General features: G+C 70.8%; 22 protein-coding genes and 1 pseudogene. 14 read left to right on the top strand and 9 right to left on the bottom strand.

What is annotated here, in order from left to right; genetic code table 11:
• Positions 1-179: 179 nt before the first annotated feature.
• The 6 genes from L2C96_RS32020 to pstB all read left to right on the top strand — a co-directional run bounded on the left by L2C96_RS32020 (position 180) and on the right by pstB (position 6,029).
• Positions 180-932 carry a winged helix-turn-helix transcriptional regulator gene (locus L2C96_RS32020; protein WP_020421438.1) on the top strand — a complete coding sequence of 251 codons (753 nt, stop codon included), beginning with the start codon at positions 180-182 and terminating at the stop codon, positions 930-932.
• A 19-nt stretch (positions 933-951) separates the two neighbouring features.
• The gene (gene mshD / locus L2C96_RS32015; protein ID WP_237338862.1) at positions 952-1,857 is read left to right on the top strand and encodes a mycothiol synthase; all 906 of its coding nucleotides are present in this window, start codon (positions 952-954) and stop codon (positions 1,855-1,857) included.
• 215 nt (positions 1,858-2,072) lie between these two features.
• Complete coding sequence (gene pstS / locus L2C96_RS32010) at positions 2,073-3,200, top strand: phosphate ABC transporter substrate-binding protein PstS (protein WP_020421440.1); 1,128 nt, start codon at positions 2,073-2,075, stop codon at positions 3,198-3,200.
• 192 nt (positions 3,201-3,392) lie between these two features.
• The gene (gene pstC / locus L2C96_RS32005) at positions 3,393-4,316 is read left to right on the top strand and encodes a phosphate ABC transporter permease subunit PstC (RefSeq protein WP_020421441.1); all 924 of its coding nucleotides are present in this window, start codon (positions 3,393-3,395) and stop codon (positions 4,314-4,316) included.
• Positions 4,316-5,242 carry a phosphate ABC transporter permease PstA gene (gene pstA, locus L2C96_RS32000; protein WP_237338861.1) on the top strand — a complete coding sequence of 309 codons (927 nt, stop codon included), beginning with the start codon at positions 4,316-4,318 and terminating at the stop codon, positions 5,240-5,242. The genes pstC and pstA overlap by 1 nt, the downstream gene beginning before the upstream one ends.
• A gap of 10 nt (positions 5,243-5,252) precedes the next feature.
• Positions 5,253-6,029 (top strand): phosphate ABC transporter ATP-binding protein PstB, encoded by a 777-nt coding sequence (gene pstB / locus L2C96_RS31995; protein ID WP_020421443.1) that lies wholly within the window; start codon positions 5,253-5,255, stop codon positions 6,027-6,029.
• 52 nt (positions 6,030-6,081) lie between these two features.
• Here the strand turns inward: pstB and L2C96_RS31990 are convergent, their stop codons facing one another.
• Positions 6,082-7,053, bottom strand: coding sequence for a zinc-binding dehydrogenase (locus L2C96_RS31990; RefSeq protein WP_237338860.1), 972 nt, complete (start codon positions 7,051-7,053; stop codon positions 6,082-6,084).
• 142 nt (positions 7,054-7,195) lie between these two features.
• Between L2C96_RS31990 and L2C96_RS31985 the strand changes: the two genes are divergently transcribed.
• The gene (locus tag L2C96_RS31985) at positions 7,196-8,089 is read left to right on the top strand and encodes an EamA family transporter (RefSeq protein ID WP_020421445.1); all 894 of its coding nucleotides are present in this window, start codon (positions 7,196-7,198) and stop codon (positions 8,087-8,089) included.
• Between the two features lie 22 nt (positions 8,090-8,111).
• Positions 8,112-8,753 carry a GTP pyrophosphokinase gene (locus L2C96_RS31980; protein WP_020421446.1) on the top strand — a complete coding sequence of 214 codons (642 nt, stop codon included), beginning with the start codon at positions 8,112-8,114 and terminating at the stop codon, positions 8,751-8,753.
• Positions 8,754-8,757: 4 nt separating this feature from the next.
• Here L2C96_RS31980 and phoU read toward each other — a convergent pair whose 3' ends face one another.
• The 3 genes from phoU to L2C96_RS31965 all read right to left on the bottom strand — a co-directional run bounded on the left by phoU (position 8,758) and on the right by L2C96_RS31965 (position 13,482).
• Positions 8,758-9,423: a phosphate signaling complex protein PhoU gene (phoU, locus tag L2C96_RS31975; protein ID WP_020421447.1), complete on the bottom strand. Its 666-nt coding sequence runs from the start codon at positions 9,421-9,423 to the stop codon at positions 8,758-8,760.
• Positions 9,424-9,500: 77 nt separating this feature from the next.
• Positions 9,501-11,429, bottom strand: a complete 1,929-nt coding sequence (locus tag L2C96_RS31970) for an LCP family protein (protein ID WP_308191197.1) — start codon at positions 11,427-11,429, stop codon at positions 9,501-9,503.
• 1,312 nt (positions 11,430-12,741) lie between these two features.
• Positions 12,742-13,482 (bottom strand): GGDEF domain-containing protein, encoded by a 741-nt coding sequence (locus L2C96_RS31965; RefSeq protein ID WP_020422218.1) that lies wholly within the window; start codon positions 13,480-13,482, stop codon positions 12,742-12,744.
• A 155-nt stretch (positions 13,483-13,637) separates the two neighbouring features.
• On the opposite strand from L2C96_RS31965, the gene L2C96_RS31960 reads away from it, so the two are divergent.
• Positions 13,638-14,354 (top strand): flavin reductase family protein, encoded by a 717-nt coding sequence (locus L2C96_RS31960; protein ID WP_372491288.1) that lies wholly within the window; start codon positions 13,638-13,640, stop codon positions 14,352-14,354.
• Here the strand turns inward: L2C96_RS31960 and L2C96_RS31955 are convergent.
• Positions 14,338-16,038: a bifunctional metallophosphatase/5'-nucleotidase gene (locus L2C96_RS31955; RefSeq protein WP_237338859.1), complete on the bottom strand. Its 1,701-nt coding sequence runs from the start codon at positions 16,036-16,038 to the stop codon at positions 14,338-14,340. The two genes, L2C96_RS31960 and L2C96_RS31955, sit on opposite strands and share 17 nt — an antisense overlap.
• A 171-nt stretch (positions 16,039-16,209) precedes the next feature.
• On the opposite strand from L2C96_RS31955, the gene L2C96_RS31950 reads away from it, so the two are divergent.
• Complete coding sequence (locus L2C96_RS31950) at positions 16,210-16,839, top strand: VanZ family protein (protein WP_237338858.1); 630 nt, start codon at positions 16,210-16,212, stop codon at positions 16,837-16,839.
• On the opposite strand, the gene L2C96_RS31945 is transcribed toward L2C96_RS31950, so the two are convergent.
• From L2C96_RS31945 to L2C96_RS31930, 4 genes are all read right to left on the bottom strand, one after another.
• A complete protein-coding gene (locus L2C96_RS31945; RefSeq protein WP_020422222.1) occupies positions 16,774-16,956 on the bottom strand; it encodes a hypothetical protein in 183 nt (60 codons plus the stop codon). The genes L2C96_RS31950 and L2C96_RS31945 overlap by 66 nt on opposite strands.
• Positions 16,957-16,990: 34 nt before the next feature.
• Entirely contained in the window at positions 16,991-17,665 is a 675-nt protein-coding gene (locus L2C96_RS31940; protein ID WP_237338857.1) for a class I SAM-dependent methyltransferase, read from the bottom strand.
• A gap of 18 nt (positions 17,666-17,683) precedes the next feature.
• Positions 17,684-18,673, bottom strand: a complete 990-nt coding sequence (locus tag L2C96_RS31935; protein ID WP_237338856.1) for a class I SAM-dependent methyltransferase — start codon at positions 18,671-18,673, stop codon at positions 17,684-17,686.
• 135 nt (positions 18,674-18,808) lie between these two features.
• Complete coding sequence (locus L2C96_RS31930; protein WP_020422225.1) at positions 18,809-19,177, bottom strand: VOC family protein; 369 nt, start codon at positions 19,175-19,177, stop codon at positions 18,809-18,811.
• Between L2C96_RS31930 and mug the strand changes: the two genes are divergently transcribed.
• From mug to L2C96_RS45510, 4 genes and pseudogenes are all read left to right on the top strand, one after another.
• A complete protein-coding gene (gene mug, locus L2C96_RS31925; RefSeq protein WP_237338855.1) occupies positions 19,176-19,730 on the top strand; it encodes a G/U mismatch-specific DNA glycosylase in 555 nt (184 codons plus the stop codon). The genes L2C96_RS31930 and mug overlap by 2 nt on opposite strands.
• A 201-nt stretch (positions 19,731-19,931) precedes the next feature.
• Complete coding sequence (locus L2C96_RS31920; RefSeq protein WP_237338854.1) at positions 19,932-20,705, top strand: response regulator transcription factor; 774 nt, start codon at positions 19,932-19,934, stop codon at positions 20,703-20,705.
• Between the two features lie 129 nt (positions 20,706-20,834).
• Positions 20,835-22,676, top strand: coding sequence for an acyl-CoA dehydrogenase (locus L2C96_RS31915; protein ID WP_020422228.1), 1,842 nt, complete (start codon positions 20,835-20,837; stop codon positions 22,674-22,676).
• Between the two features lie 159 nt (positions 22,677-22,835).
• Positions 22,836-22,983, top strand: a pseudogene (locus tag L2C96_RS45510) (YciI family protein); the annotation flags it as partial.

Raw genomic sequence — 22,983 nt, 5'->3', positions numbered from 1 at the left:
CTTCGTGTCCGATCTGTCTCGTGTCCGGCTTCTGGACAGCCCGAGGCTATGGGTCACCAGTGTGACGTCAGTGTGACGGTGGCTGCAGAGCAGGTGGTTTCCGCCTGTTCACCCGCTAGTCTTGTCCGCTAAGACCAGGGGCGCTCAAGGCTACGGACTAGCAAGAAGGCGGTGTGGCGATGAGCCTGGACCTGCTCGTACTCACTTCCGAGGCGGAAGCCACCGCAGTCCTCCCAGCTCTCGACCTGCTGCCGCACACGGTACGCGTCCGGGCGCCGGAGGTCACCGCGCTGCTCGACGCCGGCCACCGGGACGTCATCCTGCTGGACGCGCGCACCGATCTCGCGTCGGCCAAGAGCCTCTGCCGCCTGCTGAAGGGCACCGGCGAGGACGAGGGCAGCACGCCGATCATCGCGGTCATCGGCGAGGGCGGCCTCGTCGCGGTCAGCGCCGAGTGGCGCACCGACGACATCCTGCTCCCCACCGCGGGCCCGGCCGAGGTCGACGCCCGGCTGCGGCTGGCGACCACCCGCGACGGCGGCGCCACCCAGGTGGACACCGAGCTGCGCGTCGGCGACCTCGTGATCGACGAGGCGACGTACACCGCACGGCTGCGCCGCCGCACCCTCGAACTCACCTACAAGGAGTTCGAGCTGCTCAAGTACCTCGCGCAGCACGCGGGCCGGGTGTTCACCCGCGCCCAGCTGCTGCAGGAGGTCTGGGGCTACGACTTCTTCGGTGGCACCCGCACCGTCGACGTGCACGTCCGGCGCCTGCGCGCCAAGCTCGGCCCCGAGCACGAGCAGATGATCGGCACCGTGCGCAACGTCGGCTACAAGTTCGAGCGCCCCGCCAAGGCGGGCGCCAAGCCCGGCGTGACTTCGCTCAACTTCGAGCCCGGCGAGCTGTCCACGGAGTTCTCCACCCCCTGATCAGGGATAGCGTGAATCCGTGCTGACTGTGGTGTGGGTCGACGAACTGGACGAGACGACCACCCGCGAGGTGCGTGAGCTGCTGCTCGCCGCCCGCGAGGTGGACGGGCGACCGGACATCTCGCCCGGCGAGCCGTTGCCGGGCGAGTTCGCGTCCGGGCCGCACCTGCTGGCCCGCGCCGACGGCGTGCTCGCCGGCTACGCGCACCTGGACACCTCCGGTGACGCGTTCGGCCGCCAGGTGGCCGAGCTGATCGTGCGGCCGGACCACCGGCGCCAGGGTGTGGGCACCGAGGTGCTGTCCGCGCTCGTCGACCGCGCCGGCGACGCTCCGCTGCGCATCTGGGCGCACGGCGACCACCCCGGCGCCGCCGCCCTTGCCGAACGAGCGGGCTTCTCGCGCGCCCGCGAGCTGCTGGTCATGCACACCCCGGTCGACCCGGACTGGCCCGAGCCCCGGCTGCCCGAGGGCGTCTCGCTGCGCACCTTCGTGCCCGGCCGGGACGAGCAGGCCGTCATCGAGGTCAACGCCCGCGCCTTCGACTGGCACCCCGAGCAGGGCAGGCTCACGGTCGACGACCTGCGCGCCGAGGAGTCGGCGGACTGGTTCGACGCGGACGGGTTCTTCCTCGCCGAGGACAGCACGGGCAAGCTGCTCGGCTTCCACTGGACGAAGGTGCACCCGGCCAACCCGCGCCGGTTCGGCGGCCGGGAGACCGGCGAGGTGTACGTCGTCGGCGTCGACCCGGGCGCGCAGGGCGGCGGGCTGGGCAAGGCCCTGACGCTGGCCGGCCTGCGGTACCTCCGGGACCGCGGCCTGCCCCAGGTGATCTTGTACGTGGAAGGCGACAACGCGCCCGCGATCGCCGTTTATTCGCGACTCGGCTTCGCCCGCCACGAGGTCGACGTCCAGTACGAACGGTGATCACCGTTCCGTTACGTTAACCCTCCGCCAATGGTTCATCACGGATCGCGAACCTGCAGGTCACGGCCCGGACACGGCACCCGGTCGGGTGAAGTAGTCCCGCTCACATTGGCGGCCTTGTTCACTTTGCGTTCACCTGTACAGAGGGGCGCGTCCACCCGTGCTGCCTAATGTCCGGTTGCGACGAATGGCTATCACTAGCTGGAGGACATGAAGTGAAGATCATGCGGCCGATGGGTGCTCTCGGCATCGCGGCGAGCGCTGCCCTCGTGCTCGCGGCCTGTGGCACCGACCCGGCGTCGACGGGCAACACCCAGCTCTCGGGTGCGGCGACCGCGCCGACCGCGACCGCGAACGTCGAGTGCGGTGGCAAGTCTCCGCTCACCGGCGAGGGTTCGACGGCCCAGAAGACCGCGGTGGACATCTTCGCCCAGCAGTACACCAAGGCTTGCGCCGGCCAGATCGTGAACTACAACGCGACCGGCTCCGGCTCGGGCGTCAAGCAGTTCACCGCGAAGCAGGTCGACTTCGGCGGCTCGGACTCGCCGCTGAAGACCGGCGACGAGCAGACCAAGGCCAACGAGCGCTGCGCCGGCGGCGAGGCCTGGAACCTGCCGCTGGTCGTCGGCCCGGTGGCCATCGCCTACAAGCTGGACGGCGTCTCCTCGCTCACGCTGAACGGCGAGGTCACGGCCAAGATCTTCAACGGCCAGATCACCAAGTGGAACGACCCGGCCATCGCCGCCCTCAACGCGGGCGTCAACCTGCCGGACAAGCCGATCCAGGTGTTCTCGCGGTCGGACGAGTCGGGCACCACCGACAACTTCCAGACCTACCTCGAGGCCGCCTCGAAGGGCGCCTGGACGCAGGGCACCGGCAAGGCCTTCAAGGGCGGCGTCGGCAACGGCGCCCAGGGCTCCAACGGTGTCGCCTCCGGCATCCGCGCCGCCGACGGCGCCATCGGCTACATCGAGTCGTCCTACGTCAAGGACGGCCTGAGCGCCGCCAAGCTGGACAGCGGCTCCGGCGCCGTCGAGCTGACCCCGGAGAACGTGGCCAAGGCGCTCGACGCCGCGACCTTCCGCACCCCGGGCAGCAACGACCTGGCCATGGACCTCAAGGCCATCTACGCCAGCAACACCCCGGGCGCGTACCCGCTGCTGCTGACCACCTACGAGATCGTCTGCTCGAAGGGCTACGACGCCGACACCGCCAAGGCGATGAAGGCGTTCCTGACCGTGGCTGCCACCACCGCCCAGCAGCCGATCGCCGAGAAGGGTTTCGTGCCGCTCCCGCAGTCCCTGCAGGACAAGGTGCTGACCTCGATCAACGCGATCTCCTGACGATCGACTGCCACCCCAGAACGGGTTGCACTGAGTAACTGATGAGCGAGTCACTCGCGAGGCGGACGCCCACCGGCGACACCGGTGGGCGTCCGCTTGCGTCTAGACCACTCCCGGAGGCCCCCGATTACGGCGCAACCACCGGCCACTGAGCGAACTCCCTCACTGGCCTCACCGAACAAGACCGCGAAGGTGCGGCCGGGTGACCGCATCTTCAAGAACCTGAGCACCGGCGCGGGCATCTTCGTCGTCGCACTCATCGCGCTGATCGGGATCTTCCTGCTGGTGCAGGCGATTCCGGCACTGAGCGCGAACGAGATCAACTTCCTCACCTCCCGCATCTGGGAGACCGGCGACCCCACCCACCTGCGGTTCGGCATCCTGGACCTGCTGCTGGTCACGATCTACACCTCGCTGGTGGCCCTGATCATCGCGATGCCGATCTCGCTGGGCATCGCGTTGTTCCTGACCCAGTACGCCCCGCGCCGGCTGGCGCGTCCGTTCGCCTACGTCGTCGACCTGCTCGCCGCGGTGCCCTCGATCATCTTCGGTCTGTGGGGCATCCTCGTGCTGGCGCCGAAGATGGCGCCGGTTTCGCAGTGGCTGAACGAGACCCTGGGCTTCATCCCGATCTTCGGCACCGGCAACGTGTTCCCGAACTACTCGGGCACGATCTTCACGGCGGGCGTGGTGCTCGCGGTGATGCTGCTGCCGATCATCACCTCGCTGTCCCGCGAGGTGTTCGAGCGCACGCCGACCGCCCACATCGAGGGCGCGCTCGCGCTCGGCGCCACCCGCTGGGAGGTCATCCGGACGACGGTGCTGCCGTTCGGGAAGGCCGGCTACGTCGGCGCGTCGATGCTCGGCCTCGGCCGCGCCCTCGGTGAGACGATCGCGCTGGCCGTCATCCTGTACATCCCCCGCGGGCACTTCTTCGACTGGAGCGTGTTCGACGGTGGCGCGACGTTCGCGTCGCAGATCGCCGCGAACTACGCGGAGTTCAACAACCCCACGTCGGCCGGCGCCTACATCGCGGCCGGTCTCGTGCTGTTCGTCCTGACCTTCGCGGTGAACTTCGCGGCCCGGACGATCATCGGCGAGCGGAAGGCGGACTGATGACCTCGACACTGTCCGAGACCGAGCGGCTGGCGTCGCCGCCGGCGTTCCAGCAGGTCAGCACGGCCCGCAAGGCCAAGAACGCGCTCGCCACGGTGCTGGTGTGGCTGTCGTTCCTGATCGCCGTCGCCCCGCTGGTGTGGGTGCTCTACACGGTGATCGCGAACGGCATCAAGCGCATCCCGTACAGCAACTGGTGGGCCCAGGACTTCGGTTCGGTGCTGTCCGACGAGGTCGGCGGTGGTGTCCTGCACGCCATCATCGGCACGCTCGAACAGGGCCTGATGTGCGCGGTCATCTCGGTGCCGCTCGGCCTGCTGGTCTCCATCTACCTGGTGGAGTACGGGCGGGACAGCAGGCTGGCCAAGGTCACCACGTTCATGGTGGACATCCTCTCCGGTGTCCCCTCGATCGTGGCGGCGCTGTTCATCTACGCGCTGTGGATCACCACGTTCGGCCTGCCGCGCAGCGGGTTCGCCGTGTCGCTGGCCCTGGTGCTGCTGATGATCCCGGTCGTCGTGCGCTCCGCCGAGGAGATGCTGCGGATCGTGCCGGACGACCTGCGCGAGGCCTCCTACGCGCTGGGCGTGCCGAAGTGGAAGACGATCATGAAGATCGTCCTGCCGACGGCCCTGTCCGGCATCATCAGCGGTGTCATGATGGCGCTGGCCCGCGTCATGGGCGAGACCGCGCCGCTGCTGGTGCTGGTCGGTTACTCCGCCTACGTCAACTGGGACCTGTTCGCTGACAACCAGGCGTCGTTGCCGCTGCTGATGAACACCGAGCGGGCCACGAACTCCATGGAACCGGGTAGCGTCGGATTCGACCGGATCTGGGGCGCCGCGCTGACCCTCGTCATCATCATCGCCCTCATCAACCTGATCGCCACGGTGGTCTCCCGCCTGGTCGCCCCGAAGAAGAAGTGAGCGTTCCGCTATGGCCAAGCGAATCGACGTCAAGGACCTCGACATTTACTACGGCAAGTTCCACGCCGTCGACAGCGTCACGCTGTCCGTGCCGCCGCGGAACGTCACGGCCTTCATCGGCCCGTCGGGCTGCGGCAAGTCGACCGTGCTGCGCACGCTGAACCGGATGCACGAGGTCATCCCGGGCGCGCGGGTCGACGGTGAGGTCCTGCTCGACGGCGAGGACATCTACGCGTCCTCGGTCGACCCGGTGCAGGTCCGCCGCACGATCGGCATGGTGTTCCAGCGACCCAACCCGTTCCCGACGATGTCCATCCGGGACAACGTGGTGGCGGGGCTGAAGCTGGCGGGCACGAAGAACAAGAAGAAGCTCGACGAGATCGCCGAGCGGGCGCTGCGCGGCGCGAATCTGTGGAACGAGGTCAAGGACCGGCTCAACAAGCCGGGCGGCAGCCTCTCCGGTGGTCAGCAGCAGCGGCTCTGCATCGCGCGGGCCATCGCCGTGCGGCCGGACGTCCTGCTGATGGACGAGCCGTGCTCGGCGCTGGACCCGATCTCGACGCTCGCGATCGAGGACCTGATCGCCGAGCTGAAGAAGGACTACACCATCGTGATCGTCACGCACAACATGCAGCAGGCGGCGCGGGTGTCGGACCAGACGGCGTTCTTCAACCTGGCCGGCGTCGGCCAGCCGGGACGGCTCGTCGAGATCAACGACACGGAGAAGATCTTCTCCAACCCGAACGAGAAGGCGACCGAGGACTACATCTCGGGCCGGTTCGGCTGATCGTCGTTCCCCGGCGACCCCCTCGGCCCCGCGCCGAGGGGGTCGCTTCGTTTCAGAGCACCAGCAGGGTCTTGCCCACGGTGGTGCGGTTCTCGACCGCGGCGTGCGCGTCGGCGGCCCGTTCCAGCGGGAACGTCTGCCCGATGACCGGCCGGACGAGCCCCGCGGCCGCGCGGGACATCATCTGCCCGGCCCACCGCGCCACGTTCGGCGGGAACTCGAAGAGCTGCTCGATGCCGATCACGGTCACGCCCCGCTCCCGCGCGTCGTCCGGATCGACGGACGTGGGCTCGCCGCTCGCGGCGCCGTGCACGGAGAACCGGCCGCCGCGGCGCGTGACCTCGAACGCGGCCTGCCCGATCGCACCGCCGACGCCGTCGAACACCAGGTCGGCACCCGCGCCGCCGGTCGCGTCGAGCACCTCCTTGGCCCAGCCCGGTTGCGTGTAGTCGACCACGACGTCCGCGCCGAGCTCCCGGACCAGTTCGAGCTTCCGGGAGCCACCGGCGGCGCCGACGACCCTGGCGCCCGCGGCGCGGGCGAGTTGCACCAGCAGGCTGCCCACCCCGCCGGCCGCCGCTTCGACCAGCACCCACTCGCCCGCGGCGATCCCGGCGTTCTCGACCAGGCCCAGCGCCGTGCTGCCGTCGCTGTGCAGCGCCGTGGCCTCCGGCAGCCCCAGGTCGTCGGGCACCGGGAACAGGTCGGCCACCGCCGCGACGGCCCGCTCGGCGAAGCCGCCGGCCTCGCCCGTGCCGGCCACGACCCGGCGGCCCAGCCAGGCCGGGTCGACCTGGTCGCCGACCGCGTCCACCCGACCGGCGACCAGGCTGCCGGGCACGTACGGCAACCGCGGCCGCTCGTGCCAGCGGTCGGTGCCGCGGCGGATCTGGGTCTCGACGAACGACAGGCCCGCGACCGCCACCTCGACCACGACCTGGCCCGTTCCCGGCACCGGGTCCGCAGCCTCCCCGGGAACCAGCACTTCGGGACCACCGAAACCGACCACCTGGACCACGCGCACCGCTGGCTCCCTCTTCGCTCACCGACTCGGTGATCACGAGCCTGCAACCTCCACGTTGGTGGAGGTCAAGCGGGCAGTGAGGCAAATCCGGTGGGAACTGTCGGTGGGTGCCGCTAGCGTCGGGGACGTGGTTCAGGTTTACGTGGACGGTGTCGGCGGGCGGCTGCCGAAGCCCCGGGCGGTCGCGGCGGCCGGGCGGGCGCTCGGCGCCATCCCGCCGCCGCTGCAGGTGCTGATCGGGATCGTCAGCGTGCAGGTGGGCGCCTCGCTCGCCAAGCAGCTGTTCGCGGTCGCCGGGCCTGCCGGGACGGTCGCGCTGCGGTTGTTCTTCGCCGCGGTGGTGCTGCTGCTCGTGTGGCGCCCGGTGCTGCGCATGGGCCGGCGGGCGCTGCCGGTGGTCCTCGCCTACGGCGTGGTGCTGGGCACCATGAATCTGACCTTCTACCAGGCGCTGGCGCGCATTCCGCAGGGCATCGCGGTCACCATCGAGTTCCTCGGGCCGCTCGCGGTGGCGCTGGCCGGGTCCCGGCGCTGGCTCGACGTGCTGTGGGCGCTGCTGGCGGCGGGCGGCGTCGTGCTGCTCGCCGAGACGCGGGGCGACCTGTCGATGCTCGGCATCGTGTTCGCGCTGATCGCGGGCGCCTGCTGGGGGCTCTACATCCTGCTCAGCGCGTCACTGGGCAAGCGCACCGAGGAGGGCAAGGGGCTCGCGCTCGGCATGGCCGTGGCCGCGGTCGCGGCGATGCCTGCCGGTGTGGTCGAGAGCGGCACGAACCTGCTGTCGCCGTGGGTGCTGCTGATCGGGCTCGCGGTGGCGCTGCTGTCGTCGGTCGTCCCGTACTCGCTCGAACTGGAGGCGCTGCGCAAGATCCCGCCGCGCGTGTTCGGCATCCTGATGAGCCTCGAACCGGCCGTCGCGGCGCTGTCCGGGCTGCTGGTGCTCGGGGAGGCGCTGCACCCGCTGCAGTGGCTGGCGATCTGCTGCGTCGTCGCGGCCTCGATCGGGGCGACCCGCTCGGTGCGGGATGCGCCCTGATCGACCTCGGTAGGCTGGTCGCATGACCGTGCTCGACGAAGTCGGCCACTCAGCTGCGCTGCTTCGAGCGCTCCAGCGGGAACTCATGGTCTACAAGTTCGGCATCGACGAGCTGATGACCAAGCTGCGGATCCTGTCCGAGGAGTTCGACTTCGCCAACCAGCACGACCCGATCGAGCACCTGGCGAGCCGCGTCAAGTCGCCGGAGGCGATCCTCGACAAGCTGGCCCGCAAGGGCCTGGAGCCGAGCATCGAGGCGATCCGCGAGCACATCGAGGACATCGCCGGGATCCGCGTGGTGTGCCCGTTCGTGCCGGACGTCTACCTGGTCGCCGAGATGCTGGGCCGCCAGGACGACGTCGAGGTCGTGCGGACCAAGGACTACATCGCCGAGCCGAAGCCGAACGGGTACCGCAGCCTGCACCTGATCGTGCGGATCCCGGTGTTCCTGTCCGACCGGGTCGAGCGGGTCAAGGTGGAGATCCAGATGCGCACGGTCGGCATGGACTTCTGGGCCGCGGTCGAGCACAAGCTGTTCTACAAGTACGCCGGCACCGCGCCGGCCGACTTCGCCGACGAGCTGCGCGCCGCCGCGGAAACCGCGGCCGACCTGGACGCGCGGATGACCGCCCTGCACCAGCGGCTGCAGGGCGGCCCGTCCTAGTTCGTCAGAGGTCCTCGTCGTGGGCGTAGCCGGGCATCTTGCCGGTCGCCACGAACACCATCCGCTTGCCGACGGACACCGCGTGGTCGGCGAACCGCTCGTAGAACCGGCCGAGCAGCGTGATGTCGACGGCGGCCGCGACCCCGTGCTCCCAGTCCTTGTCCATGATCACCGTGAAGAGGTGGCGGTGGATCTCGTCGACGCGGTCGTCCTCTTCCTCGAGGGCGCGGGCCGCCTCGACGTCCCGGCTCTTGATGACGTCGGCGACCTTCTCCGCCAGCCGGACGTCCAGCTCGCCCATCTCGGCGAAGTAGTTCCGGACCGGCTCGGGCAGGGTGGCCTGCGGGTGGCGGCGGCGGGCCGCCTTCGCGACGTGCAGGGCGAGGTCGCCCATCCGCTCCAGGCTCTCCGCGGCGTGGATCACGGCCAGCACGGTGCGCAGGTCGGTCGCGACCGGCGCCTGCAGCGCCAGGAGGGCGTACGCCTTCTCCTCGTTCTCGGCACGAGCGTCGTCGATCTTCTGGTCGTCGCCGATCACCTGCTCGGCCAGGGACAGGTCCGCTTCGAGCAGTGCCTGGGTCGCCTTCTTCATGGCCGCGGCGGCCTGGAGCGACATGTCCGCCAGGTTCGCGGCCAGGTCTTCGAGTTCGACGTGGTAAGCCTCGCGCATGGCCACACTCTACGACCCGTTCGGGGCAATCGCCGCATCGCGAAGTGAACCCGGAATGAACCGGCGCTAACGAGTTGTCACGAGTCCGACGAGGTCGAACTCGACGACTTCGACGACTTCGACGAGCTGGGCGGCGGGGTTTGCGTCGCGCTCGCGGCCGCCTTCGCCGCCTCGTACTCGGGGGTGCCGGGCAGCGGGGTGTTGTCGATCATGGCCTGGAACAGCTCCTTGGACTTGGTCTCCAGGAGCACTTCGTTGCCGCGGGTGTTCGGCTCGCCGACGGTCGGGACGGTGAGGAACTTCAGCTTGCTGGTGTCCAGGCCCTTCATCGACTGGGCCAGCGTGAGCATCTGGTCGACGCCGATGTTGTCGCCGAAGGTGGCGCGGGCGAACGCGGTCACGAAGTTCGTGAGCTGCGTCGGGTCGGTGATGACGCCCTGCGACATCGCCTTCTGCAGCAGCGCGGTGAGGAACTGCTGCTGCCGCTTGATGCGGCCGTAGTCCGAGGTGGGGTCGCCGACCACGTGGCGGGCGCGGACGAAGCTGAGCGCCTGGTCGCCGGAGATCGTCACGTCGCCGGTTTCAGCGATCACCATCCCGAGGGTGGTGTCCCGGATCGGGCTGTCGACGTGCACGGTCACGCCGTGCACCGCGTCGACCATCTCCTTGAAGCCGCCGAAGTCGATGCCGACGAAGTGGTTGACGCGCAGCCCGGTGAGCTGCTGGACCCACTTGGTGAGGCACTTGGGCCCGCCGACCGCGTACGCGGTGTTCAGCTTGACCTTGGTGGCCGCGGCGACGATCTCGCTGGAGTAGGTGCCCGCGGCCGCGTCGTAGCGTTCGCAGGCGGGCCGGGAGATCTCCAGGTCGCGAGGGAAGGACACGATCACCGCGCGCTTCCGGTCGGCCGGGACGTGCGCCAGCATGATCGTGTCCGAGCGGGCGCCGCCGACGGTGTCCGCGTCGCCGACGTTCTCCTCGGCGGTGGCGCCGGCGCGGGTGTCGGAGCCGACGATGAGGAAGTTCTCGTCACCGGTCTGGCCTGCCGCGTTCTGGATGTCCGAGGAGTTCTCGTCGAGGGCGGCGATCTCGGTGAACTTGCTGTTGAACCAGGTCTTGGTGCCCCACAGCGCGCCGGTGGCGAGGAAGATCAGCCCGGCCAGCACCGCGCACGCGATGCGGGTGATGCGGATCGACCGGTCGCTGCGGCGTTGTTTCTTTTCCTGCAGGCGGGTCTGCGGCGCGGCCTTCTCGTCGTCCCCGTCGGACTTCACCGGCGCGACGACGCGCTGCAGCCGGGTGCGGGTCTGCTCGATGAGCGCGACCGGGCGCGCGATGAAGCGCTCGCGGCGCTCCTGGCGCTTGGCCTCCTCGGCGGCGAGCTCCTCATGGGCGGCCGCGAAGCGCGCCAGGGTGTTGTCGATCTTGCGGCGGACCTTGGTGTGATCGCCGACGGGCTCCAGCTCGTCGGTCATCGTCAGGCGGTCCGCCGGGCTCACCGACCGCCCCCGCCCCGGGCGCCGCGGACCACCGGGCCGCTCGACCGGCTCGCGGAGCTGGGTGGCGTCGGATTCCGCTTCGTCGGCCGGGGTGGCTCGCCGGTTGGCGGGCGGAGGGGTGGGGCTGGGGCGAGGTGCCTCGGCGTTGCCGGCCTGCGGCGTGCTCGGCCGGGGTGGGGCGTCGGCACGCGCCGAGGGCTGCGGAGAGCTCGGCCGGGGCGGGGCGTCCGCGCGGCCGGAGGGCTGCGGCGCTTCCGCGAAGCCGCTGGGGTGCCGGGTGTCGGCGCGGTCGGGCTGGGGCGCGCTTGCGCGGCGGGCGGGGGCCGCCGCGCCGTTCGCGGCCTCCACGAAGCCACTCGGGTGGGCCGGGGCGTCGGCGCGGCCGGAGGGCTGGGGTGCTTCGGCGAAGCCACTCGGGTGCCGCGCGTCGGCGCGGTCGGGCTGGGGTGCGCGGCGAGCAGGGGCCGCCGCGCCGTTCGGGGCCTCGACGAAGCCGCTCGGATGCACCGGGGCAGCGGCACCGCCGGAAGGCTTCGGCGCGCTCGGGCGGCGCGGGGCCTCCGCACGGACGGACGACTGCGGCGCTTCAGCGAAACCACTCGGATGCCGCACCTCGGCGCGCTCGGGCTGGGGCGCACGGCGAGCTGCCGCGCCGTTCGGGGCTTCGACGAAGCCGCTCGGGTGGGCCGGGGCGTCGGCACGCCCGGACGGCTGCACCTCAGTGAAGCCGCTCGGATGCACCGGGGCAGCGGCACCGCCGGAAGGCTTCGGCACGCTCGGGCGGCGCGGGGCCTCCGCACGAACGGAAGGCTGCGGCGCTTCAGCGAAACCACTCGGATGCCGCACCTCGGCGCGCTCGGGCTGGGGCGCGCGGCGGGCAGGTGCCGCGACGCCGTTCGGCTTCGGTGGCTCCGCGAAACCGTTCGCGTGGCGGCCCGGTGCAGCAGCCCTGCTCGACGGCTCCGGCGCGTCGGCGAAACCACTCGCGTGCCGTGCGTCGGTGCGGGGCGGGGTTTTCGTGAAACCGCTCGGGTGCGCGGCACCGTTCGAGGACTCCGGCGCCTCGGCAGAGCCCCCGGTGTGGCGGCCCGGCGCCCCAGCCCGGCCCGATGGCTCTGGCGCTTCGGCGAAACCACCCGCGTGGCGGCCCGGCGCCGCAGCCCGGCCCGAGGGCTCCGGTGCCTCCGCGACACCGGGTAGCGGCTTCGGGGTGAAGCCGTTCGGGGTCTCGGGTGACGGCTCGCCAGTCGGCGCCGCGCCGCGGCGTGGGGGTACGGCCCGGCGGGGCTGCTGGGCGGGCGGCAGGGGCGCGCCTGCCGTGCGGCCGGTTGCCGGGGAGCGGCGTTGCGGTGGGGGCTCCGGCGCGCGCGGCTCCGGGCGGGCCGGGGGTGCGCTCCGGCGCGCCACCGCCGGCGCCTGGTCCGCGGGCGCCGTGTGCGCGTTCGACCGGGCGCCATCAAACCTCGGGCGGTATCCGGTGTGCTGGGCTACCAGATCCGAAACGTTGATGCCGCCGTGCGTGTCCAGGGAACGCCTGCGTCGCCGGCCGTTGGGGGCGTCGTCGTCGGCTCTGTGACCGGGGCCTGCGGCGTGGTCGTCTGGCACCCGGTCTCCTCTCCCTCGGTCGCGCCGGCCCGCCGGGAGGGGACCGTCTCAGTGATCATCGCCGGGACGGCGAGCATCGTTATCGTAGAGATACTCGCGGGTCCTGACGACACCCTCCTGCTGATTTTTTTACATAGCGTGCGCCAAAGCGGGCCGAGTGCGACAAACGGGGTGATGCCGCACACCGGCAAAACGGGGAAACGACCGCCGCCAATTACTGACAGTGCTCAAGCACGCGGACTCCGCCGCGTTCGCGGTACGCGACCCGGTTGCGCCCGGCGTGCTTCGCGGCGTAAAGGAGGTCGTCGGCCATCCGCAGCTGCTCCGGGCCGCTCACCGGCTCGTGCGAAACACCCACGCTGATCGTCACGCCGAGCCCGGGGCAAATCTCTGACCAGGCGTGTTGCGCCACCCGGCGCCGGGCGTGCTCGGCTATCCGCAGCGCCGTCCCCGGCTGGACCTCCGGCAGCACGAGCATGAACTCCTCGCCGCCGTAACGCGCGCAAAACCCCGGCGCGGGCACGCCTTCGCGCAACAACTCGGCCACCCGCCGCAACACCTGGTCACCGATCAAGTGACCGAACGTGTCATTGACGCTTTTGAACAGATCGATGTCGATCAACGCGACCGCCAACGGGGTCCGCGCGTCCCCGAGCAGGTCGGCGAGCCGGTTGTCCAGGTAACGGCGGTTGTAGACCGCGGTCAGCGCGTCCCGCAGGCTTTCCTCACGGGCCTGGGCGCGCTCGCGGCGGAGGCGGTCGAACTCACGGCGCAACTGCTCAGGGATCTGCGGACGGGCGGTGCGCGCGATGCCCAGCGCTGTCCTCAGGTGCTCGTAGGCCGTGCGGAAGTCGCCCTGCGAGGCGTGCAGTTCCGCGATAGCCTCGTGCAGGCTCAGCAGGTCGGTCTCGTCCGGCCGTGCCCGCTCCGAGGTCACCCGTTCCACCTCCGTCATTCAAGTCATGTCGTCTGGTTAGACGCGCGGCTTGAGCAATCGATACGGGCCAACACGAATATCGCTCAATGGGACGACCGGGGATCGCTCTCCGTGGCGAACGACGCGTCCGTTTCCCGCCAGCGGCGCCATCGGTGGATCGTGAAGCTGAAACCGTGACACACGTGGAGATCGAGCCGAACATCCTGTACTTCGGCACGCCGGTGGTGCTCGTCAGCACGGCCGGCGACACCCCCAACCTCGCCCCGATCTCGTCGGCGTTCTGGTTGGGCTGGCGCGCGATCATCGGCATCGGCGCCCGGTCGCAGACCGCCCGGAACCTGCGACGCACCAGGGAGTGCGTGCTGAACCTGCCGTCCGTGCGCGAGGTCGACGCGGTCGACCGGCTCGCCCGCACCACCGGCACCGCCGAGGTCCCGGAATCCAAGCTGCGCCGGGGATACCGCTACGAGGCGGACAAGTTCGGGGTGGCCGGCCTGACCGCGGTGCCGTCGTCGACCGTGGCACCGCCGCGCGTCGCGGAGTGCCCGGTGGCCATGGAGGCGGTCGTGGAGGCGATCCACCCGGTCGCGGCGGACGACGAAGCGCAGCTCGGCAGCATCCTGTGCTTCGAACTGCGGGTGCAGAAGGTCCACGTGCACGACGAGATCCGCGTGCCGGGCACGACCGACCGGATCGACCCGGACCGGTGGCGGCCGCTGATCATGAGCTTCCAGGAGTTCTACGGGCTCGGCGGGAAACTGCGCCGCTCGGAACTGGCCCAGATCCCGGAGGTCCTGTACCGCAGTCCTGACGTCGAACGGGCGAAAACCGGTGTGCGGCCCGGGCAACCCGAGCCGCACACCGGCAACGGGACTACGCGACGACGGTGATCCGGTCGGCCGGGGGCGGCGTGACCGGCGAGTGCGCGCCGAAGTACGCGATCAGCGCGTCCAGGTCCACCGGGCCGCCGGCGAGGTCGGTGCCCTTGGTGAACTCGGTGAAGCCGTCCCCGCCGCCGGCGAGGAAGTTGTTCACCGACACCCGGTAGGTGGCCGCCGGGTCGACCGGCGTGCCGTTCACCGTGATGTCCCGCACCTTCGACCCGACCGGCGCGGACGCCGAGTAGGTGTAGTGCAGCGACGACGAGATCTGCAGGATCCGCGTGGTGGTGGCGGTCCACTGCTGCTCGAGCACGTTCTTCAGGTTCGCGCCGGTCAGCGTGATGGTCTGCATGATGTTCCCGAACGGCTGCACGGTGAACGCCTCGCCGTAGGTCACCACGCCGTCGCCCTCGCCCGCGGGCGAGGACGCGTAGTTGAGGTCGGCGCGGATGCCACCCGGGTTCGTGATGGCGATCTGCGCGCCGTTCGCGGCGGTGGCTTCGAGCTGCGCGTCGGCGATCACGTCGCCGAGTGCCGACTCGCCGGAGGCGGCGCCGGCCGCCTTCAGGTCGCCGGTGATGGCGCCGATCTGCTCGTTCGCGATCGGCGCCGCCTTGGTCACGGCCTCGTCGACCAGCTTGGCCACGGCCGGGTCGGGCGTGACGTCGCGGGTGACGATCTCGTTGTGCGCCACCGTCGCGCCGCGCACGACGTCCCGGGTCCGCTTGTCGATCTTGAGGTCGACGACCGACAGCAGGCGGCCGAACGACAGGCCCTGGATCACCGGGCGCGGGTTGCCGGCCGGGTCCGCGATCGAGCAGTTGTACTGCTGGTGGCTGTGGCCGGTGAAGATCGCGTCGACGCTCGCCGAGACGCCCTTCGCGATCTGGCTGGCCGGGCCGGGGCTCACGGTGCAGGAGTCCGGGCCGCCGCCCTGCGTGTTGTCGCCCTGGTGCAGCAGCACGACCTGGGCCTTGATGCCGAGCCGGTCGAGCCAGCCGGAGGTCCGGTTGATGGCCTCGACCTCGTCGCCGAACTTCAGGCCCTTGATGGCCTCGGCCGAGACGACCGTCGGCAGGTCCTTCAGCGTGGCGCCGATGACGCCGATCGGCTGGCCGCCGGAGAACTCGACGGTGAACGGCAGCAGCGCGGGCGCGCCGTTGTCGAAGTACACGTTGGAGCCGAGGAACGGGAAGTCCGCGCCGCCGTAGCTGTCGCGGAACTGGCAGCCGTCGGCCGGGTGGCAGCCGCCGAACTGCATGCGCTGCAGTTCCTGGTAGCCCTCGTCGAACTCGTGGTTGCCGACGACGGAGGCCCGCACGCCCATCTCGTTGAGGAACTCGATCGTCGGCTCGTCGTGGAACAGCGCGGAGGCCACCGGCGAGGCGCCGACGTTGTCGCCCGCGGACAGCAGGATCGAGTTCTTGACCTCGCTCTCCAGCTGCTTGACGTGCGTGGCCAGGTAGGCCGCGCCGCCCGCGTTGACCGTCGAGCCGTCGGGCAGGGTGACCCGGCCGGACGAGCCGGACGGCGGTTCGAGGTTGCCGTGGAAGTCGTTGAAGGTGATCAGCCGGACGTCGGTGGTGCCGGACGGCTGGGCCGCGGATGCGGGCGCGGCCGAAACCGCGACGGCGGCCAGCGCCGCCGCGGTGGCCGCTACGCAGCGTCGCAGCACGCGAGGTGAAGGGGACATCTTTCCTCCGGTCAGGGGCGTACCGGCGCGATCTAACCTCCGCGGCGCAACGACCACCAGGCCCGAAAGGTGGAAGGCCGGTGAAATGTCGGCCGTTCGGCCGATGCCGGTGATCGTCGCCGGGCTTCTCGGCCGATTCGGCGGGCCAGGTGGTCGCCATAACGTCGAAGCATGACGACAGCGCAGGTCAACGCACTCCACTTCGGACTGATCGGGTTCCTCGCCATCTGGGGGACCGTGCTGGTCCCGCAACTGGTGCTGCACCACGTCCGGTTCGGGCGGATCGTGCCGGGCCGCGTCGTGACGACCGCCACGCTGATCGCCTACGCGTCGTTCGCGCTCGCCGTGACGTTCCTGCCGCTGCCGAACGCAGGCGGGCGGCGGCTGGCCCAGACCATCCAGCTGGTGCCGTTCCAGTGGATCGCGGACGCGCGGCGGGAGGCCGTCGAGGACGGGATCAACGCGCTGTCCACGACGGCCTTCGAGCAGATGACCCTGAACGTGCTGCTGTTCGTGCCACTGGGGTTGTTCGCGCGGCTGCTGTGGAAGCGGGGGTTCACCGGGGGCGTGCTGCTCGGCTTCGCGATCTCGCTTGCCGTGGAGATCACGCAGCTGACCGCGAACTTCGGGACCGCGCCGTTCCAGTACCGGATCTTCGACGTCGACGACCTGATCACCAACACCACGGGCGCCGCGCTCGGCTGGATCGCCGCCACGCTGTTCCTGGTGCTGCGGTCAGCCGTCCAGCCGGTCCGCGAGCCTGCGCGGCGCGAGCGGGTCCACCTCACCGAGGCGCGCTAGGGCCGCGGCCCGCTGGTGGGCCTTGCGCCTGGCCGCCCGGCGGTCCTCCCAGGTGACGACCACGCCGGCCGCCAGGAAGACCAGGACTACGAGCCCGAGGACGATCGCGAATTCCACGCCGCCTCCTTTGGCGTCGTGCTTGTGTGGCAGATCACATACCGTACTCGGGTCGTGGTGAATCCGCCACCTCCGTCCGTTTCGCGGCGAACCAGCGGTGGTCCGGGGTGCACCAGCGGGAGAAGCGGAGACCGGCTTCGGCGAGGCGGACCCGCAGCTCGGACTCGGTCAGCCGGCGAGCCGTGAACGGCTGCTCCCACGACCGTCCGCGCGCTTGGTAGCGGACAGTCGCGCTCAGGAGCGGCCCGTCGCGACTGATGCCGGAGAGGCTGACCAGCACCTCGCCGAGCCGGCCGCCGCCCTCGGTGACCGTGTCGAACCAGGACGGCGGGTGCCACTCGACGAGCGCGACACCGTCACCGGCCAGGTGCCGCGCCACCGTCGCGAGCAGGGCGGCGCTGTCCGGCTGGTTCACGAGGTGGCTGGCCAGCAGGACGACCGGGAAGCGCCGCTCGAGGTCGAGGTCCTCGATGTTCGCCTGGACCGTCTCGGCGCCGCGGACGTGCGCCAGCATCTCCGGCGAGTCGTCGACCGCGGTGACCGGGTGGCCCAGCTCGGCCAGCCGGTGGGCGATGCGGCCGGTGCCGCAGCCCAGGTCGAGCACCGCGGCGCCCGGCGGGGCCGCCCGGTGCACGATCTCCGCTTCGCCTGCCGGGGGCAGCAGGCGGTAGACCTCGACCGGGGAGCCGTCGGCGGTGGTGGCGTCCATGCGGCCAGTGTCGGCCGGTCAGGGCCGCAGGCGCCAGAGCGACACCACCTCCCGGGACCGCGCCTTCGCGAGCGGGTCCCCGCCAGGGAACCGCCGGCGCGGCGCGTCCAGCCGGTCCACCACGGTGAGGCCCGCGGCGGCGAACCGGGTCAGCAGCTCGGCGCGGGTGCGCAGGCCGACCAGCTCCGCCAGGTCGGACAGGACCAGCCACGCCTCGCCACCGGGCTCCAGGTGCGCGGCCGCACCGCCGAGGAAGCCCGTCAGCATCCGCGATCCGGGGTCGAACACGGCGGCGTCCAGCGGGGAGTGCGCCGCGCCGGGCAGCCAGGGCGGGTTGCAGACCACGAGGTCCGCGCGGCCCGCCGGGAACAGGTCCGCCTCCACCACGCGGACCTGGGGCAGCCCGAGCCGCCGCACGTTCTCCTCGGCGCACGCCACGGCAACCGGGGAGATGTCCGTCGCCACCACCTCCGGCACCCCGCGGCGCGCCAGGACCGCCGCGAGCACCCCGGTGCCCGTGCCGACGTCGAACGCGGTGCGGACCGCGGGCAGCGGCGCGCGGGCCACCAGCGAGACGTAGTCCTGGCGGGTCGGCGAGAACACGCCGTAGTGCGGGTGGATCCGCGCGTCCAGCTCCGGCACGGGCACGCCCTTCACCCGCCACTCGTGCGCGCTCAGCATGCCGAGCAGCTCGGTCAGCGGCACCAGTCCCGGCGCGCCACCGGCCGCCCGGACCGCGTCCCGCACGTCCGGCGCGCGCGGCAGGTCGATCCGCAGGTCGGGGCCGAGTTCGACCAGCAGCATGCCGAGCACCCGCGCCCGGTTCCGCCTGGACTGGCGGTAGCGGTAGAAATCCGCCGAGCGCGCGGGCAAGCGCTTGCCCATGGCGGCGAGCAGGCGGCGGGCGGCCGGGAAATCGTCGCGCCACAGCAGGCGGACACCTTGCGACGCCAGCCGGACGGCTACGTCAGGGCGCAGGTCGGCGCCGACTTCGATCGGGGGTTCCACGGAAGGCTCCAGGGCAGGGAGCCGCCTTCGGGGGCACGGCCGTCCGAAGACGGCTCGAAGTGGGTGTCACAACGGCCGTCACACGGACGGCGCCCACCAGTCCAAGGCCACGCACACGCAGAACACCCGGACAGCCTAGCCCGCCTCGCGCGGCGGGAGCACGCAGAATTCGTTGCCCTCCGGGTCCGCCAGCACCACCCACGGCAGGCCGTCGTCGTCCGACAGCACCCGCGCGCCCAGCTCCACCAGCCGCGCGACCTCGTCGGCCTGGCTGCCGCCCTCCGGCGCCAGGTCCAGGTGCAGGCGGTTCTTGACGACCTTGTCCTCGCCGACCGGCTGGAACACCAGCATCTCCTGGTCGTCCGAGCCGACGTTCACGTACTCGACGCCCTTGTCGTCCCGCCAGCGCCGGATCTCCTCGTAGCCGAGCGCGCGCGACCAGAACCGCGCGAGCGCTTCGGCGTCGTGGCAGTCGACGGCGACGGCTAGTATCCGGCTTCGCATGGCTTCCTCCCGACCCACCAGAGAACAGCTCGCCGCAGCGGCGGGGACGACCATCCCGGACGTCCTCCGGCCCGGCCTGGACGTGCTGTTCTGCGGGATCAATCCCGGCCTCTACTCCGGCGCCACCGGTTACCACTTCGCCCGCCCCGGTAACCGCTTCTGGCCCGCGCTGCACGCCTCCGGCTTCACCCCGCGCCGGTTCGACCCCAGTGAGCAGGACGAACTGCTCGACCTCGGCCTCGGCATCACCAACGTCGTCAACCGCGCCACCGCCCGCGCCGACGAGCTGACCGGCGACGAGCTCCGCGCCGGCGGCGTCCGGCTCGCCGCGAAGGTCGCGGAGTACCGGCCGCGCTGGCTCGCGGTCGTCGGCATCACCGCGTTCCGGACGGCGTTCGACCGTCCGAAGGCGATAGTGGGCCGCCAGCCGGACCCGCTCGGTGAAACACGCGTGTGGGTGCTGCCCAATCCGAGTGGTCTCAACGCACACTGGACCCCGACGACACTCGCCGAAGCATTCGCCGAACTGCGGAACTCGGTTTACTCAGAGTAGTGCGCGACACAAGCGGGTGAACCCGCGTCACGCGGACGGCCCTGACGGGTCAGACAATTGACGGGTGTCGGTCGTGGCCGGTTCCAGCAGGGAGGATCGGGTCAAGGCGCCACGGAAGCCCGGGCGGACGTCGAGGGGGGCGGACCGTCCTGGCGGTGCTGCTCCCACGGCCGGCCTTGCCGAGACGAGGTTCTTTTCGTGATGACGCGCAGTAACGACCCCAGCAGGGTGCCGCAGGGACCGCCGGCCGGCCGCAGCGTGGGTGTCGCCGCTGTGGACCCGGTGCCCATCTACCGCGAGGGCCTGTCCGGGCTCGTGCAGCGCACGCAGGGGATGCACTGGGCGGGACAGGCCATCAACCCGCACGGCGCGCTGCAGCTCGCCGAGCAGATCCACCCCGACGTCATCCTCGTGGACTCCGGACTCGACCCCCATGGGCACCTCAGCAAGCTGCTGATCGCCGGCGACCCCGCGCTGATCGTGATCGCGCTGGTCCGGGAGGCCAACCGCACCCCGGCGTTCCTGCACGACGCCATCGCGGCCGGCGTGCACGCCGCCATCCCGCGCTCGGCCGAGTCGCGCCGGCTGGTCGAGGGCATCCGCCGCGCCTACCTCGACCGCCGCTACGTCGACCCGTCGCTGGCCACCCTCGTGTCCGCGGCGCGCCAGTCCGCCAGCGCCGCCGCGGTGCGCCGCGCCCAGATGCCGTTGTCCCGCCGCGAGTACCAGGTCCTGCAGCTCGTCGCGGAGGGACTGGAGAACGCGGGCATCGCGAAGGTCCTCTACCTGTCCGTGGAGACCGTGCGCACGCACGTGAAGAGCATCCTGCGCAAGCTCTCCGCCCGTGACCGGACGCACGCCGTCACGATCGCCTTCCGCGCCGGGATACTGGTGGCCCAGCCCGACGACGGCCCGGAGCAGCGGGTTTCGCCCGGTTCGACGGCTCCCGGGGTGGTCGAGTACCGCTCCCGCTAGCCGATCCGTGTGTCACAACAGGCTGGTTTCGCTTGCCGCGGTTACCCACAGGTAATATCCTGATGTTACCGGCCAGTAGGGGACCAGCATGCGCCCAGCCGGAAACCCGATCGACAACGGAGCGACGACATGGGCCACTACAAGTCCAACGTGCGAGACCTCGAGTTCAACCTGTTCGAGGTCCTGAACGTCCAGGAGCGCCTCGGCAAGGGGGTCCTCGCGGACTCCGACGAGGAGACCGCGCGCGGCGCGCTGCAGGAACTCAACAACCTCGCGGTCGGCCCGCTGGCCGAGTCCTTCGCCGACGCCGACCGCAACCCGCCGGTGTACGACCCCAAGACGTTCTCGGCCACCCTGCCGGAGTCGTTCAAGAAGAGCTACCAGCAGCTCTGGGACGGCGAGTGGTGGCGGCTGGGCCTCACCAACGACCTCGGCGGCCTCGGCCTGCCCCCGACCGTGCAGTGGGCGGCGGCCGAGCTGATCCTCGGCGCCAACCCGGCCCTGTTCATGTACATGGCGGGCCCGAACTTCGCGATGATCCTCGACCGCAACGGCACCGAGGAGCAGAAGCGCTGGGCGCGGATCATGATCGACCGCGCGTGGGGCGCCACGATGGTCCTCACCGAGCCGGACGCCGGTTCCGACGTCGGCGCCGGCCGCACCAAGGCCGTGCTGCAGGAGGACGGCAGCTGGCACCTGGACGGCGTGAAGCGGTTCATCACCTCCGCCGACCAGGACATGACCGAGAACATCATGCACCTGGTGCTGGCCCGTCCCGAGGGTCCGGGCATCGAGGCCAAGCCGGGCACCAAGGGCCTGTCGCTGTTCCTCGTGCCGAAGTTCCACTTCGACACCAACACCGGTGAGCTGGGCGAGCGCAACGGCGCCTTCGTCACCAACGTCGAGCACAAGATGGGCCTGAAGGTCTCCACCACCTGCGAGCTGACCTTCGGCCAGCACGGCATCCCGGCCAAGGGCTGGCTGCTCGGCGAGGTGCACGACGGCATCGCGCAGATGTTCCAGGTCATCGAGTACGCCCGGATGATGGTCGGCACCAAGGCCATCGCCACGCTGTCCACCGGTTACCTGAACGCGCTGGAGTACGCCAAGGAGCGCGTCCAGGGCGCCGACCTGACCCAGATGACCGACAAGACGGCGCCGCGGGTCACCATCACGCACCACCCGGACGTGCGCCGGTCGCTGATGCTGCAGAAGGCCTACGCCGAGGGCCTGCGCGCCGTCTACCTCTACACCGCGTCCTTCCAGGACCAGGTGTGGACCGGCGAAGGCGACGAGCAGTCGCAGAAGCTGGCCGAGCGGGTCAACGACCTGCTGCTGCCGATCGTCAAGGGCGTCGGCTCCGAGCGCGCCACCGAGCAGCTCGTGCAGTCGCTGCAGACCCTGGGCGGCTCCGGCTTCCTGCAGGACTACCCCATCGAGCAGTACATCCGCGACGCGAAGATCGACTCGCTGTACGAGGGCACCACGGCCATCCAGTCGCAGGACTTCTTCTTCCGGAAGATCGTCCGCGACAAGGGCCAGGCGCTGGGCTACATCGCGAACGAGATCACCAAGTTCATCGAGTCCGAGGCGGGCAACGGCAGGCTGAAGAACGAGCGTGAACTGCTCAAGCGCGCCCTGGAGGACGTGCAGGGCATGCTCGGCTCGATGATCGGCTACCTGACCTCGTCGCAGGAGGACGTCAAGAACCTGTACAAGGTCGGCCAGCACACCGTCCGGTTCCTGATGTCGGCCGGCGACCTGCTGGTGGGCTGGCAGCTGCTGCGCCAGGCCGAGATCGCGCTGACCAAGCTGGACGGCGCCTCGGCCAAGGACCAGGCGTTCTACCAGGGCAAGATCGCGGTGGCGTCGTTCTTCGCCAAGCAGGTGCTGCCCGAGCTGACCGCGCGCCGCGCGGTCGTCGAGGCCGCCGACAACGACCTCATGGAGGTCCCGGAGTCGGCGTTCTGATCTCCCCGTAGATCCCCTGTGGAAGGCCCCCTCGCCCAGCGCGAGGGGGCCTTTCGCGTGTTCGCCGAAAAAATCGGCGTCGGTGTCGAGAACCCGCGATCGGCTCCGTCCCCGGTGCGAACGCGGCCAGAATGGGCGCACCACACCGAGGAGACGATCATGGCGAAGTATCTGCTGCTCAAGCACTACCGCGGTGCTCCGGCGGCGGTCAACGACGTGCCGATGGACCAGTGGGCGCCGGAGGAGATCACCGCGCACGTGCAGTACATGCGGGATTTCGCGGCCCGGTTGGAGGAGACCGGTGAGT

The organism is Amycolatopsis tucumanensis, from assembly GCF_021654135.1.
GTDB lineage: Bacteria > Actinomycetota > Actinomycetes > Mycobacteriales > Pseudonocardiaceae > Amycolatopsis_E > Amycolatopsis_E tucumanensis.
Note: the sequence above shows the minus strand (reverse complement) of the source record. Positions and strands in the feature narration are given on the sequence as shown.

Bases quoted from the DNA above. Each gene is read 5' to 3' on its own strand.
- pstB (WP_020421443.1), top strand. From the start codon at position 5,253: ATGGCCAAGCGAATCGACGTCAAGGACCTCGACATTTACTACGGCAAG.
- L2C96_RS32020 (WP_020421438.1), top strand. From the start codon at position 180: ATGAGCCTGGACCTGCTCGTACTCACTTCCGAGGCGGAAGCCACCGCA.
- L2C96_RS31965 (WP_020422218.1), bottom strand. From the start codon at position 13,482: ATGACGGAGGTGGAACGGGTGACCTCGGAGCGGGCACGGCCGGACGAG.
- L2C96_RS31920 (WP_237338854.1), top strand. From the start codon at position 19,932: ATGACGCGCAGTAACGACCCCAGCAGGGTGCCGCAGGGACCGCCGGCC.
- mug (WP_237338855.1), top strand. From the start codon at position 19,176: ATGGCTTCCTCCCGACCCACCAGAGAACAGCTCGCCGCAGCGGCGGGG.
- phoU (WP_020421447.1), bottom strand. From the start codon at position 9,423: ATGCGCGAGGCTTACCACGTCGAACTCGAAGACCTGGCCGCGAACCTG.
- L2C96_RS31915 (WP_020422228.1), top strand. From the start codon at position 20,835: ATGGGCCACTACAAGTCCAACGTGCGAGACCTCGAGTTCAACCTGTTC.
- L2C96_RS31930 (WP_020422225.1), bottom strand. From the start codon at position 19,177: ATGCGAAGCCGGATACTAGCCGTCGCCGTCGACTGCCACGACGCCGAA.
- L2C96_RS31940 (WP_237338857.1), bottom strand. From the start codon at position 17,665: ATGGACGCCACCACCGCCGACGGCTCCCCGGTCGAGGTCTACCGCCTG.
- pstA (WP_237338861.1), top strand. From the start codon at position 4,316: ATGACCTCGACACTGTCCGAGACCGAGCGGCTGGCGTCGCCGCCGGCG.
- L2C96_RS31955 (WP_237338859.1), bottom strand. From the start codon at position 16,038: ATGTCCCCTTCACCTCGCGTGCTGCGACGCTGCGTAGCGGCCACCGCG.
- L2C96_RS31950 (WP_237338858.1), top strand. From the start codon at position 16,210: ATGACGACAGCGCAGGTCAACGCACTCCACTTCGGACTGATCGGGTTC.
- L2C96_RS31980 (WP_020421446.1), top strand. From the start codon at position 8,112: ATGACCGTGCTCGACGAAGTCGGCCACTCAGCTGCGCTGCTTCGAGCG.